Source organism: Shinella yambaruensis (genome assembly GCF_022899355.1).
GTDB classification, from domain to species: Bacteria; Pseudomonadota; Alphaproteobacteria; order Rhizobiales; family Rhizobiaceae; genus Shinella; species Shinella yambaruensis.
Map to the genome: position 1 here is coordinate 160,776 of NZ_JALJCK010000012.1, position 12,821 is coordinate 173,596.

Annotated in this window: 14 protein-coding genes and 2 pseudogenes; 2 read left to right on the plus strand and 14 right to left on the minus strand. The window is 61.4% G+C overall.

Annotation, left to right across the window (positions count from 1 at the left end):
* Nucleotides 1–37 precede the first annotated feature (37 nt).
* Nucleotides 38–787: pseudogene (gene istA / locus MUU56_RS25305) on the plus strand (IS21 family transposase); the annotation flags it as partial.
* Nucleotides 757–1,245: pseudogene (gene istB / locus MUU56_RS25310) on the plus strand (IS21-like element helper ATPase IstB); the annotation flags it as partial. The pseudogenes istA and istB, both read left to right, overlap by 31 nt.
* 268 nt (nt 1,246–1,513) lie before the next feature.
* Here istB and MUU56_RS25315 read toward each other — a convergent pair.
* The 14 genes from MUU56_RS25315 to MUU56_RS25380 form a co-directional block, all read right to left on the minus strand.
* A complete protein-coding gene (locus MUU56_RS25315) occupies nt 1,514–1,852 on the minus strand; it encodes a hypothetical protein (protein WP_244770041.1) in 339 nt (112 codons plus the stop codon).
* A 108-nt stretch (nt 1,853–1,960) separates the two neighbouring features.
* Nucleotides 1,961–2,413, minus strand: coding sequence for a hypothetical protein (locus tag MUU56_RS25320; protein WP_244770042.1), 453 nt, complete (start codon nt 2,411–2,413; stop codon nt 1,961–1,963).
* Nucleotides 2,414–2,957: 544 nt separating this feature from the next.
* Nucleotides 2,958–3,260 (minus strand): DUF982 domain-containing protein, encoded by a 303-nt coding sequence (locus MUU56_RS25325; protein ID WP_244770043.1) that lies wholly within the window; start codon nt 3,258–3,260, stop codon nt 2,958–2,960.
* A gap of 320 nt (nt 3,261–3,580) precedes the next feature.
* Complete coding sequence (locus MUU56_RS25330) at nt 3,581–3,970, minus strand: DNA-packaging protein (protein ID WP_244770044.1); 390 nt, start codon at nt 3,968–3,970, stop codon at nt 3,581–3,583.
* Nucleotides 3,971–4,008: 38 nt separating this feature from the next.
* Nucleotides 4,009–7,413 carry a hypothetical protein gene (locus tag MUU56_RS25335; RefSeq protein WP_244770045.1) on the minus strand — a complete coding sequence of 1,135 codons (3,405 nt, stop codon included), beginning with the start codon at nt 7,411–7,413 and terminating at the stop codon, nt 4,009–4,011.
* A gap of 2 nt (nt 7,414–7,415) precedes the next feature.
* A complete protein-coding gene (locus MUU56_RS25340; RefSeq protein ID WP_244770046.1) occupies nt 7,416–8,495 on the minus strand; it encodes a hypothetical protein in 1,080 nt (359 codons plus the stop codon).
* A gap of 113 nt (nt 8,496–8,608) precedes the next feature.
* Nucleotides 8,609–8,938 carry a hypothetical protein gene (locus MUU56_RS25345; protein WP_244770047.1) on the minus strand — a complete coding sequence of 110 codons (330 nt, stop codon included), beginning with the start codon at nt 8,936–8,938 and terminating at the stop codon, nt 8,609–8,611.
* Nucleotides 8,939–9,039: 101 nt separating this feature from the next.
* The gene (locus MUU56_RS25350; RefSeq protein ID WP_244770048.1) at nt 9,040–9,336 is read right to left on the minus strand and encodes a hypothetical protein; all 297 of its coding nucleotides are present in this window, start codon (nt 9,334–9,336) and stop codon (nt 9,040–9,042) included.
* Nucleotides 9,329–9,511 carry a hypothetical protein gene (locus MUU56_RS25355; protein WP_244770049.1) on the minus strand — a complete coding sequence of 61 codons (183 nt, stop codon included), beginning with the start codon at nt 9,509–9,511 and terminating at the stop codon, nt 9,329–9,331. The genes MUU56_RS25350 and MUU56_RS25355 overlap by 8 nt, the downstream gene beginning before the upstream one ends.
* Nucleotides 9,508–10,419, minus strand: coding sequence for a YdaU family protein (locus MUU56_RS25360; RefSeq protein WP_244770050.1), 912 nt, complete (start codon nt 10,417–10,419; stop codon nt 9,508–9,510). The genes MUU56_RS25355 and MUU56_RS25360 overlap by 4 nt, the downstream gene beginning before the upstream one ends.
* A gap of 1 nt (nt 10,420) precedes the next feature.
* Nucleotides 10,421–11,851, minus strand: a complete 1,431-nt coding sequence (locus MUU56_RS25365) for a replicative DNA helicase (protein WP_244770051.1) — start codon at nt 11,849–11,851, stop codon at nt 10,421–10,423.
* Nucleotides 11,848–12,297 carry a hypothetical protein gene (locus MUU56_RS25370; protein ID WP_244770052.1) on the minus strand — a complete coding sequence of 150 codons (450 nt, stop codon included), beginning with the start codon at nt 12,295–12,297 and terminating at the stop codon, nt 11,848–11,850. The genes MUU56_RS25365 and MUU56_RS25370 overlap by 4 nt, the downstream gene beginning before the upstream one ends.
* Nucleotides 12,294–12,602, minus strand: coding sequence for a winged helix domain-containing protein (locus MUU56_RS25375; protein WP_244770053.1), 309 nt, complete (start codon nt 12,600–12,602; stop codon nt 12,294–12,296). Before MUU56_RS25375 ends, MUU56_RS25370 begins: the two co-directional genes overlap by 4 nt.
* Entirely contained in the window at nt 12,599–12,811 is a 213-nt protein-coding gene (locus MUU56_RS25380; protein ID WP_244770054.1) for a hypothetical protein, read from the minus strand. The genes MUU56_RS25375 and MUU56_RS25380 overlap by 4 nt, the downstream gene beginning before the upstream one ends.
* Nucleotides 12,812–12,821 lie beyond the last annotated feature (10 nt).

Sequence of the window (12,821 nt, forward strand, 5' to 3'; positions counted from 1 at the left end):
CGAGGAACTGACCCCTCTCTTTTGAGAGGACGAATGGATGACGATTGAGATTCGGGTGCACCCTGCATTGTCTGGGACAATGCAGGGAGATGGGATGCTTCAAGCGGAAGAAGTGATGGCCATGATGCGCCTTCACGAGCACGGCTGGGGAGCCAAACGGATTGCGCAGGAGTTCGGCTGCGCTCGCAATACGGTTCGCCGTTACCTTCGCGAAGGCGGTGTTGTTGCGTATCGCCAGCCGGTTCGCCGCACGGCCTTCGACGGTCTGGACGACTGGCTTCGGGAGCGTTTCTTCCGTCACAACGGCAATGCCGATGTCATCCGGCAGGAACTGGCCAGCGAACATGGGATCGTGATCGGGCTTCGCTCTGTCGAGTTACGGGTGAAGCCGTGGCGGCGGGAATTGAAGGCGCAGCAGCGGGCCACGGTGCGCTTCGAGACGCCCCCGGGCCATCAGATGCAGATCGACTTCGGCGACACGAAGGTCTGGATCGGCGGCGAACGTGTTCGGATTCACCTGTTCGTCGGGACGCTGGGCTATTCGCGCCGGCTGCATATCCGGCCTTCGCTGCGGGAACGCCAGGCAGACTGGTTCGAGGGCATGGAAGGTGCGTTCCTGCGGTTTGGCGGGGTTCCGGCGGAAGTTCTGATCGACAATGCGAAGGCGCTCGTCGAGCATCATGATGCGGTGACGCGGGAGGTGAGGTTCAACGCGCGCCTGCATGCCTTCGCCCGGTACTGGGGCTTCACGCCGCGGTCCTGTTCCTCGGGCCGCCTGGAACGGGGAAGACCCATCTGGCCGTGAGCCTCGGCCGCGAAGCAATCCGGCAGAATTATAACGTACAGTTCGTCACAGCGGCGACGCTGGTAGCGATGCTGGCCAAGGCCCACGGCGACGGCACGCTCGACAAACAGCTCACACTCCTGTCGCGGCCGAAACTGCTGATCATCGATGAACTGGGTTACCTTCCCTTCGAGGCCAACGCCGCCCACCTGTTCTTCCAACTGGTGTCCCGGCGCTACGAAAAGGGCTCGATCCTGATCACCTCCAACCGCTCGGTGGGCGAATGGGGAAATGTTTTTGGGGACGCGGTCGTCGCCACGGCGATATTGGACCGCCTGCTTCACCACTCGACGGTGATCACCATCCGCGGCGACAGCTATCGCCTTCGCGAAAAGCGCCGGTCCGGCCTTCTGCAGAAGGCCGGACCGGCGCTCGAAACCAACGAAACCGCAAACCAATGAAGGGGTCAGTTCTTCAATTCGCTAAGGGGGGCAATTCCTCGCTTCGCTTGACATTGTTGCCCCGCAGCCAGCCTGTCACTGAATAATGCAAGTCCCCGGCCAATCACTGCATTGGCGTCCGGCACAGCTCGCCAGAGACAGGCCGGCAATCAGGATGCAGGCGATGACGATGATCTTCCTCAATGCATCGTCGCCTTAAAAGAACAGTGTCACGGCGCTTAGGGCAGCGCCGATGACCCGCGGTCAGACGCATTATCGGCAAAGCGGATTACTCTGCGGGATCTTCCTCGTCACTTCCTTCACAGGCCGACACACCCACAACTTCATAGGTCGTCTTGCCCAGCGCCTCTGGAGGGATCGGCTTCAACGTGGCGATGACATAGCATTCGGAGTTCTGTACCCGCCATTCCACATCACCGTTGTCGCGGGTCCGGACTTGCTCAAGCGTGTCAAACGGCATTTCCTTCATGGCCGAGGATACATCAGTGCTGCTCATAATGGCCTGGACCTGCTCGGCCGCATCGAAGAAGCCCGACAAAGCTGCGGAAGCTGGGCTACCGAGACTGACGGAGAGCGTGAAGAAGCCGGCGAGCAGAGCAGTTTTCATGGGGCTGCTTAATCCGTGTTGTGAAAATCCAAGATGGAATGGCGGTTCTCTATCATCTCCCTCGCGTACTTTCAAAATATTGATCGATTTCGTAACCACAGCCAGCCCTCAATAATCGAGCAGTTTCAAAAGCTCCCATCCCTCCACCGTCAACACGGTCCAGAACAGCCCCTCGGCATCCTCCTCGCCAGTTGCCCAGCCCCGCAGTCGCAGCCTGCGCACTGTATCCTTCATCTGCGCGGGGATGTCGTTGAAATGCCGCGGCCGTTCAGCGAGGAAGCGCAAGGCGAGGAATTGCGGCGCTGTTAGGCGAACAACGGGTTTCTTCGAGATGTAGCCGGCCGCCCGTACCTGGAGCCCTTGATCGGTAATGACGACCTTGATCTTCTTTCGGGGCCCGACGCGCATTTCAGCAAAGCCGAGTTTCTCTAGCTCTTGGTGAGCGACCAGATCGGGGTAAGTGAGGCCGTCCATCGCGATCCCGTCGCTAGCGGCCAGGCGATTGATAAGCGCGATCTGGACGGGCGTCAGGCGATATATGAGGATGGTGTCAGCGGGCATAGCCTTTATCGGCGTGAATGGATCATTCAAACTCTACCCAATCGACAGAGGATGACGCGGATAACAAGGGCATCCCGACGGAGCACGCACATCATGCTTGGCGCGGCCTGGTCCGAACTACCGTGCGGATTTGGTCCACTTCGATAACGCGGCCGTTTCGGCAAAACGTGCATGTCTCCACGGAAGTTCGGCCGTCTCCCCCTTTTGTCCGCCATTCCGTTGCCGCGCATGAAGTGTTCGTGCACCGGAATAGTCGCAGTTTGAAGCCAATCGAACCCAACTCCGCCCCTCCTAAATTAGCCCAAGCGTAGGATGCAATGTCTGATCGAAGGAGTCGATAGGCGAAAGCAACTTCTATTATGTGCCTGACCGGACGCAGGTGCACATCATACCTGACATCCGGAAGATAATAGCGATGGTTTGCAGATCGTCGGCCGACCTTTACTGTCGGTGTTGCGCCGGGCCTGCGTCGGCCTTCCCGTGTGAGTTTATCTCGACCAAAACGAGAGGCCGCATTCGCAGCCTCCCGCCATCGATATTTGATTCAGAGGGAAACGCGCCCGCCGCCGGTGGACGGCTTGACCATCCACGGCTGGACGGCGGGTTCCTTCACGAGAAGGCCCTTTTTCTTTCCGTACGCCCGGATTGCATCACGAGCCACGCGAAGCGGCTTATGCCCGTCGTGTGCCATGTAGCAGGTCTTCAGGGTTGCATCGTGGATCAGATCGCGGTCCCGCTCGGGGAATTCCTCAAGGAAGTCGATCGCGTCTTCCACGCACGTGATTTCCCTCACCAGATCCTTCCGCTCTTTCAGATAGACCGGGCGATCAAACATCTTGGAGATCATTTCTACCTCACTGACAACGTTGGTGATCAACAAGGAAAGCGCCGCATAGCAGCGCCATGATCGAATCTATTGATTCCGCGATTTGTCTTCAAGGCCTTCTCGGAGGTGGGATAGTTCTACCGCGGGCGCCAAGCCGTGCTCTCCGGACAAATGCTAACCGACAGGTGCTTCGCTCGCGCGCGTAAGCTTCCGAAAACCCCGAAAACGGACATAGGGCCTCGCTGAGAGGCATTTATGAGTTTCCGTCCCCGACACCATTCGCACGGCAAATGCTCGTCCTGCCTTATAGGTGAGTCAATGCGTGCCCCCTTCGCCAAAGCCTATTGATCATGAATCCGCTTGCCATGCTCTGCAATGTGCGCCAGCAGAGCCGTAAGCGGATCTGCTGCTTCGACCGTCGTTCTTTGTTCGACTTCCTGCTTTTCGCGCCAGTCGTCGGCCCCCATGTTCTTTAGGCCGAACATGACGAGCGCCGCATTGCCGCCGCCCTCTACGGCCAACTCTCGCCCGCGCTGCTCCCACCAGGCCGCGCACTTCGCCTTGGCAATCCTTACGCTGTCCGCAAAGTCGGAATGGGCTTCCATCCATTCGTTGATCGTCGAACGCGCCACGCCGATTTCGGCGGCGAATGAAGTCAGGCTTGCGCCTTCGGCCATGTGCTCAATCACAAGGTCGCAATAGGCAGGCTGGAATTTGCTTGGTCGTGCCATGTTCTTCCTCGTCTCGATCGCCGTTGCAGGCTCCGTTTTCATCTCACGCGGACAGGAACCGTGATTTCCAGCGGTATCTTGTCGGCGTTCCCGCTGCGCTGCCCCTGCCACCTGGAAGCGGGCGAGTTTGGGCTCTGCCCAAGCGTGCCTTCAAGGATGTAGCGGATCGCCGCCGCCTTATCGGTCTCGGAGAGTTTCATGCCCTCCAGGCCAATGAGGTCTTTCATGACCTTGCCGGCCGCGCCTGAGCGATCCGAACGCAGGGCATCCATGACGCCGCTGATTTCATTGTCGCCCATGCCGCCGAAGGTGCTGAGGCGCTGCGCGATCCACTGGTGGGTTTGATTGCCGCCGCCGAGCCTTGCCGCCTTCTTCTGCCTATCCCCTTCGCCCTGAGTGGTGCCGGCGGTGGCAACCGGCATCCGACGATAAAGCTCCGCAAGACGGTCGATCGCGCCGCTATCCGTCCTGGTCGGCATCTTCTGAAGGAGAAGTTTTGCGCGGGTCGGATTCAGCAGGGCATCGGCCAGAATATCGTCGACGCTCTGAAACCCTGCCTCGCGAAGGGCTGAAGCCATCTTGCCGCCCACCACGGACACGATGCTGCCGCCGGCAGCATATGCGCCGAGCAGCCGGGAAAGGATGGAGCTGGCAGCATCGCTTTTTGCCGCGGCGTAGATGTCCTGCGCGGTGTTGCTGCCACCAGGGATGCGCAGCGCAGAAATCGAGCGGTTTGACCGGCGAATGTCGGCCGCTATGTTCTGGATGGTCTTGATTTCGTCATCACTGAAGCCGGCGGCGCGCAACGCACCTGCCTTTTCCTTGACGAAGGTCTGAAACGCCTCACCCTTGATAAGGGACTGCCCGCTCGTACCGGCCTCGGCATTGCCGACGAACTTTCCGAGAATGTGGTCAACCACGGCGCGGCGAAGACCGGCCCGCGCTTCCGGATCGCCTCGCGTGGCAAGGTTCAGCTTCAACATCTCGGCACCGGCATCCTTGCGGGCAAAGACGCTCCCGATCTGCTTCACCACGGCGTCGGCGCTGTCAGCGTTCATCACCTTGCCGAGGCGGCTGCGCTGCGCAGCGTCCGTCATGAGGCGTTGCCGGCGAGCGGCTTCAGCAATCTGGGCATTCGACACTTTCGCCGCGGCCTTGCCAATGCGAGTGGCCGCCTCCGTCCTGTCAGCAAGACCGCGTGCGGAGTGCGCCAGCTCGTCCACCTGCTGGCGAAGAGCAGGAAGCTTGTCGAGCGCTTCGGCATGGGACCGGCGCCAGGTGTCCAGTTTGGACAGGTTCACGGAACCGTCCGCGTTGGACGCCGCCTGTCTCAGCTTTGAAACGGCATATTGCTGGAGTTGCTGATCGGCGACTTCTTGTCCGACCGCACGGCGGTACTGATCGATGGCGCGGGCGCTCTCCGGCCGGCCAAAGAACACTTTGGCCGGGACAGACTCCGCGGCCATGTCATAAGGAGCCGCATAGGCGGGGCGGCGGCGCATAGGACCGAGCGTCTTGTTGTCGAAGGTTTCGACACGCTCGCGGGTGGCCGTGCGGGCGGCGTCTAGTCGGTCTCGGGCGCCGGGGTCGAAGTTGGGGAGGAGGCCCGTTTCCTGTACGCCCGGATTGCTCGAAGCGTCGTTATGTCCGCTCCGCGCTTGGCTTCCGCCTCCAGATGCTGGAGAAATAAAGGCCTGTCGGCCGGCTCCAACGGTTCCAGTGCTTTCGAAAGCTCCCTCACCAGCTCCGCGTCCGCGATTTTCGAGCCATCGATTTCGAGATTGTTCGACAAGGGAGCCCCAACGCGCAGCGAGCGTGTCAGCCTCAGCCATTTGCCCGCTGGCAACGGCCTGCGCTTCCTGTTGGATCTTGCCCGCGACTGCCATTTCAATATCAGCATCAGTCGCCTTGCTCAACATGGACAGGCGGCGATAGGCGGGCGTCTCCCCGAAGCTGCGGCGCTCAGCGCGCATCTCAGCCTTGATCCGGCTTTGAAGCGCGGTCAGCTCGGAAAACGGGATGGTGTCCCCGTACTGGCTCACCACGTCGAAGATGGCCCCCTCCTCACCGCTCGGCGGCTTCGCGGATCGGGGAAGCTCGGCAATCAGGGTGGTGGCCTGCTGCCGGGTGTTCTGTGCGGGAAGAGCCAAGGAACCATCCGGGTCAACGGCCTCCCAAAGCGAGCGTTCGGCGGCCTTCGCAGCGGCGCGGGCCTCCTCAAGGGAGGAACGCATTGCATCGCCGCTGGCGCGGGCTCCAGCGCCTTCTCCCATGCGCTGGTTCAGAAGGCCCATTTCCGCCGACGCTTCATCAACCGATCGGCGTGCGCCCGCCATGACTTCATCGGCACCGGCCGTCGCCCGCGCCACAACATCATCATAGGCGGCCTGGGCACGCTCGCTGACGGCCTGGACGATCTGACGGGCGGCATCGGCCACCTTTTCGGGTGAGCCGTCGCGCTGGACGCCTTCAAGGGCGGAGAGGCGGGCGGAATTCTGATCAACGCGCCGCTGCTGGAAAACCTCGGGCCGCTTCGTCTGGATGCCGCGCTCAAGCCCGCCGACGCCCATGTCTCCCGTCGCCTGGAACGTCGTCGGCTGAGAACCGGATACCAGATCCTGTGCAGGTTCTTCCAACGACCGGCGGAAAGTGGAGAGGTCGGTTGCGCTATCGGCGAGCTGCCGAGCTGCAAGGCGTTCCCGGCCGGCCTGGTAGAGTGGTGCAGCAGCGTCCCGTGCCGTGCGGAAACCACTCTGGAGCATTGCTGGGACGCCAGCGGCGAGTGCGCCGACGCCGCCGCCCATGATGCCGCCGCCCATCCCGGCCAGGGCATCGTACCTATCCGGCGTGGCCTCCATGGCCGCCGTCGCGCCGGCACCGGACGCACCACCGACAATCGCGTCACCGGCCAGACGCCCCACGCTGTTCCCCGAGCCGAGCATGCGGGTTGCTGTATCGAGGGCTCGCCCGGTCAGGGCACCGGTACGGGCACCAGCACCGACGATACCGGCAGGCGTGACGGTATATCCGACGCCTTCGCCGACACCTCGGGCTATCCGTTCTTCCGGTGTGAGCGCCTGAATGTCCTTCGGCTCGGGAACGCCCACGGCGCCGAACATGCTGGAAATGGATTCGCTGCCGCCGAAACTGTCGGTCGGGATGGTGTCCATTTCAGAGCCGGTGACGTAGTTCGCTCCCTCGATACCCTTGTTGATCAGCCAGCGGGAGAAATCGACCGGCGCGCCGAGGGTGTTATAAATCGACTGATTGAGGCCAGCCGTCGCATTGAGAGCCATCCCATCGCCCTCTGGTGCCGGCTCCTGCGCGGCAGCCTGTTCCCGGCGCAGGCGGCCGACCTCGCGGGCAAGCTCGGTAGCCGCTTCCGTGTCGCCGGCTGCATCAGCGTTGATGAGGGCAGTTTCGAGCTGGTCGAGCGTGGCCATGCTCAGCCTCCGTATTTCCGCACGAGGTCGTCGATACGGCCGGAGCGCTGGCGGGGCGATTGGAAGCCGCCGCGGCCACGGGAGGCCTCATGTGCCGTTGCTTCAAGTTCCTCGACAAGGCGGTCCAGCTTGCTTGCGGCACTCCACGCCGTATCCCGGGCGGAGGGCAGATACCGGGAAGCGTATTGCCTGGCCTCGGTTTCGTTCATGCCCGCGCCGGTCATGAGGCGCATGAGAGCATCAGTTCCCGATTGCAGATCCTGGTAGATCTGCCCCTTCTCACCATAGCCACCCTCGGCAACGGCCTGGTCCCACCAGCCCGTGACCTGGCCATCCTGGATTTTCCTGCGTAGGTCCGGGGCTCTCGCGATGAAGCTCTTTGCCATGCCAACGCGGGCTGCGAGCTCGCCCGGCATCTCCTCGGCGGGGCCGCCAGGAATGGGCTCGACGCCGAGGCCCGGATTGGCTGGATCTTTCAGCCGATAGCCACCCGGCACCTTGAAGCCGGCATTATCACCGCTGCCGCCGCCGGAGCGCTTCAACTGAACGTAGTCGGTGAAGCCGCCTTCAAAACCATTCTCCCGCGCGAACTGGTATTCCTGGGCAAGGGCGGGCTGGGTCTTTTCCTTCGGCGCCGTGCCCAGAGGCATCCAAGTTCCCGCATTTTCGTCTGCCCATCCGAAAGTGCCATCGGGCAAGGTCTGAAATTTCCGGCTAGGGCGCTGAGCCTTCTTCGCTTCCAGTGCCTCTTTGTAGTGCAGGCTGAAGGCGTCGGATGGGGTGAGAATACCGGCTTCGACGGCTTGGACGAGCTGAGGGCTGTCCTTCCCCAGTATTTCGAGCGTGCGGTTCCTCTGGCGCGCGTCCTTGCGGTAGTTCGCAAACCCCATGGCCGCATTGCCAAGCTGTTCCTGCGTGGTCTTGCCGGTCAGAAGGCCAGTGCTGATCGAAAGCAAAAGATCTGGGTCCAAGCGATCGAAGAATCCGCCCTGTGCCTGCTGGGGCGCAGACGCTGTCATCTGGTTGCCGCCGGCACCACCGGTTCCCATGCCGCGAAAGAGATCAAGAAAAGTGCCTGCCATGGTCGAAACCCCTTTTGGATTTCATTAAATATGACGTTATTTCAATAGTTTATCAATTGGACATAGTTAGACACCGTTGGACATGGTTGGACATTTGGCGGAACTTTTTTTGATCAATCGAGGTCCGCGAGCGTGCGATAGAAGCCGATGAGCCGATGTCCGCGGTCACCGGCCTTCAGTCGCTCCAGCGCCGGCCAGTCGCCGTGAATGACCATATCGAGGGCGATCCGGGACACCTGAAGCGGAGAATTCTTTCGAACCTGACGCGCAATTCCGAACTGCTCGCACCATCGCCGGATTGTCTTCGTCGACTTGCCGGCATGTGCGGATGCCTCGGCAATCGTCATCACCTCGTCCGGCAGAATGTGGAGCCTGACCGCCGACGCATCGACAAGCGCGATGACGTTGCCCTCCTCGGGCTCGATCCGATTGGCGGCGTTCATCGGTTTAGCCTCCAGACGGTGAGGCCAAAGGCCGGGACGATGCATACGGCGAAGACGGTGAGGCAGGTTTGCAGGTAGTCACCAATCGACATGACCGCCCCTCACATCTGCGCCCGGCGCGCGGCCTGAAGCGTGCAATCGAAGAGAGGCACGCCGAAGCTCGCAGCAAGGCCCGCAGCGTTTTGCCGGATCTCCGGGAGTGGATTTCCGAAGATGATACCTGCCGACATCCGGTTGTTGTCGGTGGCTACCAACTCCAGCGCGATGCACGGCATGTCCGTGATGGTCTGAACAAGAACGAGGTCGTTCCTGCTGTCTTCGCGGAAGTAGGCGCTGAGCGTCACGCTTACGATTTCAAGCCGAACCCAAGGGGCGGCCGTTTCAATCTCTTCATTCATCGTTCTGGCCTCCTGGCCGGGGCGTGATGTTTCGAGCGAGCGCGATGGCCTGGCAGGCCTGGAAGCCGGTGAGACCAAAGCGCTCCTTCAGGGCGGGGATGACATGCGAGATCGGCTCGGGCTGCGCGGCCAGCCAGCGAGCGGCAGCGCTCATCGGTTCGTCAGGCGCTGTCATGCCGCCACCTCGTATTTCGTCCAGCCGTCACCGTCGCCGGCCTGGAGCAAGGAGGCCGGGACCAGGCAACCATCGGAGCCGGGGCACGGCCCCCACCTCGCGAAATCCCATATCCGGCTGGTGCGCGCATAGTTCAGCCGCGTCATCCAACGAGCGTCATCAACCGCCGTACTCGTGGGGTCGCCGGAGGCAACGAACCCCTCGAAGCGCCGCTCATTGATGAACGTCGTCGCATGCATGGTCGGGTGATCTGGCTTTGAGGCGAGGAAAGCCTTGTAGGCTGGCACTGCGCGGTGGCAGGCGGTGCGCTCGTCCTCGGTTAGCTTCTTCCAACCGTCCATAGCCTTCGACTTCGACATGTTCGGTGTTCGCGGATACACCTCCCAAAAGGCTTCGAAAGCCTCTGAATATCTAGCCGGTGACTTCGATTTCCGCTGCCGGTCCGAACCCGTCTCGGACAAGAGAGAAGAAGATTTATCTTCTTCTTTAAGGTTCAGGGTTTGGGAGGCATCAAGGTGGCATCCATTCGGGATATGCGAATGGGGGTCGGTGGCATATGCATCGGCATGCCTAATATCTCTATTTTTCCGCCACTTAGCCCGTGCGTTGTCAGACTGCTTGGCCCTTTTCTGTCTGACGGCAACTAGCTCATCTGTCAGACGGCCTTGGGTGATGCTGTCAGGAGAGGCCCTGAAAAACGGCATCATCGTCGGCTTAATCCGAGCCCACTGCGCAGCCGTCATTCGTGCATATCGGGCAAGCTGCTTATCGTCGTTCGGGAGGGAGCCGCCAGAGCGCCACATGGTCATGAGCAGGAGCATGTAAGCGCCGTGCTCGATCGTGGTCAGGTGGCCCGTATCGGCGAGATAAGCGTCCGTCCAAAGGGGGAAGGCAGGGAACTGTGCCATGCTATGTCCTCGCTGCGTTTCTCACCGCGGAACTGGCAACGTCAATGAACAGCTCCACCGTCCTGGTGGCGCCCATGCGCTGCTTGGCGATGATGAACTCAAGCTTGTTCTGGCAGGCCGCAAGCTTCTCCATGCGGTCAGCCTCTTCATCGGCGTTCTTGCCCTTGGCCTTTCCGAGATAGTAGGCCTCGCGGAACAGGAAGATGACCGTATCGGCGTCCTGTTCGATCGACCCGCTTTCCCGCAGGTCGGAGAGCATCGGGCGCTTGTCGTCTCGGCTCTCGACTTGGCGCGACAACTGCGAGAGCGCCAGCACCGCCACATTGTACTCGCGGGCGAGATTGCGCAGGCCGGCCGATATCTCGGTGATTTCCGCCGTGCGGTTGCCCTGATAGCGTGCCGAGGCAGCGATGAGCTGGAGATAGTCCACCGCCAGCACCTTCAACGGCGTGCCGGCCCGCTCGGCATTCTCCGCCATCCGATCGACCTTGGCGCGGATCTCGGGTATGGACAGGCCGGAAGCGTCCTCGATCATCAACGGGAGAGCATCCAGCTTCCGTTGCGACAGGACAATGTGTTCGAACTCTGCTTCGCTGACGCGGCCGGTCAGGAGGTCGGAATAGGCGATCGAACCATGTTCGTTGAAGGCAATGTCGGTCAGGGCGCGCAAGGCCAAGGAGCGGGCTGCCATTTCCAGCGAGATAAATCCTACACCGGCACCGGCTTGCGCCGCCTGGATGGCGATGGAGAGAGCCACGGCCGTCTTGCCCATCGACGGGCGAGCGCCGATTATGGTCATTTCCCCCGCCTGTATTCCACCCGTGGCGCGGTTTACGTCGGTGAGGCCCCAGGTGGTGCCCGTGAGGCCGCCGCCCTGCTTCATGGCTTCAGACACTGCGGAGACAGCGTTGTCCGAAGCCTCGCCGATGCTGAACAGGGTCTTGCGATGCTTGCCGCGCCGCAAGTTGGATGCCACATCGTCAAAGGTCTGGGCCGCGGTGCGGATGATATCCGCCGGGCTGGTGCCCGGGTCGGCGGCCGCCAGCAGTACGCGTTCGGCCTCGCGTCCCAAAGAGAAGCGCGCCCACTGGTGCATCATGGCAGGAACGCTGTCCTTCAGCCCGGCGGCGCCGCGGACGGTGCTACCGACCAGGCGGGCGAGGTATTCCGGCACGGGAATGCCGATCTGCTTTGCTACCCCCTCCATGTCGACGGTCGCGGCCAGCACATTGCGGACGAGATCCAGCCGGATGGACCGATACTGCTCTGCCGCCTGCTTCACGCTGGCGAACAGTTCGCGGTGGAAGGGTTCGATGAAGTGTCCCGGCTCCAAAGAGCCGGGCACGTGTTTGACGTCACCAGAGAGGAGAAGGGCGCCAAGCACTTCCTGCTCCAGTTCGGGGATATAGCTGGCTTCGAGGGCGGCGCTCATTTCGCACCCCGCATATACGGACCACCCTGATTGTGAAAGGCTTCGGCAAGCTGCGCGATGGGCAGCGGCCAATGGTCAGCCATCATCTGGCCAGCAGCTATGCAGTACGCGGTTTCTGCCGGACCGCCGCCCCATTCCTCATCGGACTTCTGATAGCCGTGTAGTAGTTGATCGATTGCACCGCAGAGACCTTGCGCCATGGCGTGGCACATGATCGTCACGATTGAGCTACCATTTTGAGCAGCTACCACGGGCCGGTTATCCCGGTCGAAGTTGTGGCAATGCTCCAGCATCCGGTGCGCTGCATCTTCTGGCAGAAACGCCCTAGCGAGGGCTTCAACCTCAACCCACAGGAAATCAGACTCGCCGTGCGGCGGAGTAAAGAACCCTACCAGCCGGCCGTTGATTTCCTTGCTACCGATGTGGCGAGCTTTGATATTCTTCATGCTGCCACCGCCTTTCGGCTGTCCGCGATGATGCGAACCTTGGATAGGAGGCGAAATCGACCATGTCGGCCTGGGAATGGCCCGCCGTGCTCTTCGTATTCGGTCGATATATCGAAACCGAAGCCGCGCAACTTCCAGCAGTAGTGGGAAATCCTTGGGGCCGGCCGCTCGATCGATGTCAGGCCGCGGGAGCCGACTTCGATGAGCTGATCAAGCATCCAGGCATCCCTCCCGATGACGGTGACCGGCAGGCTTTGGGAGCCGTCCGGCAGGGTGATGACTGCGCGAAGGGTGAGCTTTTTCATGCTGCCGTACCTCCAAGGCCGGAGAGCTGGCAGACGGTCAGGGCGTGGAAATACGACACGCCGAAACGACGCATGACGGAGCGGGCCGCCAGCATTTCAGATTGAGATTTGTCGGGATTTTCGGTAAGGTTCGAAACATCAGCTCCGCCAAGATGCTGGATATTTCGAGCCTCGCCCCGGATACCCGTGGCGGGGTTCTTCCTTTTCATGGTCGCCTCC

Bases quoted from the DNA above. Each gene is read 5' to 3' on its own strand.
- MUU56_RS25365 (WP_244770051.1), bottom strand. From the start codon at position 11,851: ATGAGCGCCGCCCTCGAAGCCAGCTATATCCCCGAACTGGAGCAGGAA.
- MUU56_RS25330 (WP_244770044.1), bottom strand. From the start codon at position 3,970: ATGGCACGACCAAGCAAATTCCAGCCTGCCTATTGCGACCTTGTGATT.
- MUU56_RS25340 (WP_244770046.1), bottom strand. From the start codon at position 8,495: ATGGCAGGCACTTTTCTTGATCTCTTTCGCGGCATGGGAACCGGTGGT.
- MUU56_RS25380 (WP_244770054.1), bottom strand. From the start codon at position 12,811: ATGAAAAGGAAGAACCCCGCCACGGGTATCCGGGGCGAGGCTCGAAAT.
- MUU56_RS25360 (WP_244770050.1), bottom strand. From the start codon at position 10,419: ATGGCACAGTTCCCTGCCTTCCCCCTTTGGACGGACGCTTATCTCGCC.
- MUU56_RS25315 (WP_244770041.1), bottom strand. From the start codon at position 1,852: ATGAAAACTGCTCTGCTCGCCGGCTTCTTCACGCTCTCCGTCAGTCTC.
- MUU56_RS25325 (WP_244770043.1), bottom strand. From the start codon at position 3,260: ATGATCTCCAAGATGTTTGATCGCCCGGTCTATCTGAAAGAGCGGAAG.
- MUU56_RS25320 (WP_244770042.1), bottom strand. From the start codon at position 2,413: ATGCCCGCTGACACCATCCTCATATATCGCCTGACGCCCGTCCAGATC.
- MUU56_RS25350 (WP_244770048.1), bottom strand. From the start codon at position 9,336: ATGAATGAAGAGATTGAAACGGCCGCCCCTTGGGTTCGGCTTGAAATC.
- MUU56_RS25355 (WP_244770049.1), bottom strand. From the start codon at position 9,511: ATGACAGCGCCTGACGAACCGATGAGCGCTGCCGCTCGCTGGCTGGCC.
- MUU56_RS25345 (WP_244770047.1), bottom strand. From the start codon at position 8,938: ATGAACGCCGCCAATCGGATCGAGCCCGAGGAGGGCAACGTCATCGCG.
- MUU56_RS25375 (WP_244770053.1), bottom strand. From the start codon at position 12,602: ATGAAAAAGCTCACCCTTCGCGCAGTCATCACCCTGCCGGACGGCTCC.
- MUU56_RS25370 (WP_244770052.1), bottom strand. From the start codon at position 12,297: ATGAAGAATATCAAAGCTCGCCACATCGGTAGCAAGGAAATCAACGGC.
- MUU56_RS25335 (WP_244770045.1), bottom strand. From the start codon at position 7,413: ATGGCCACGCTCGACCAGCTCGAAACTGCCCTCATCAACGCTGATGCA.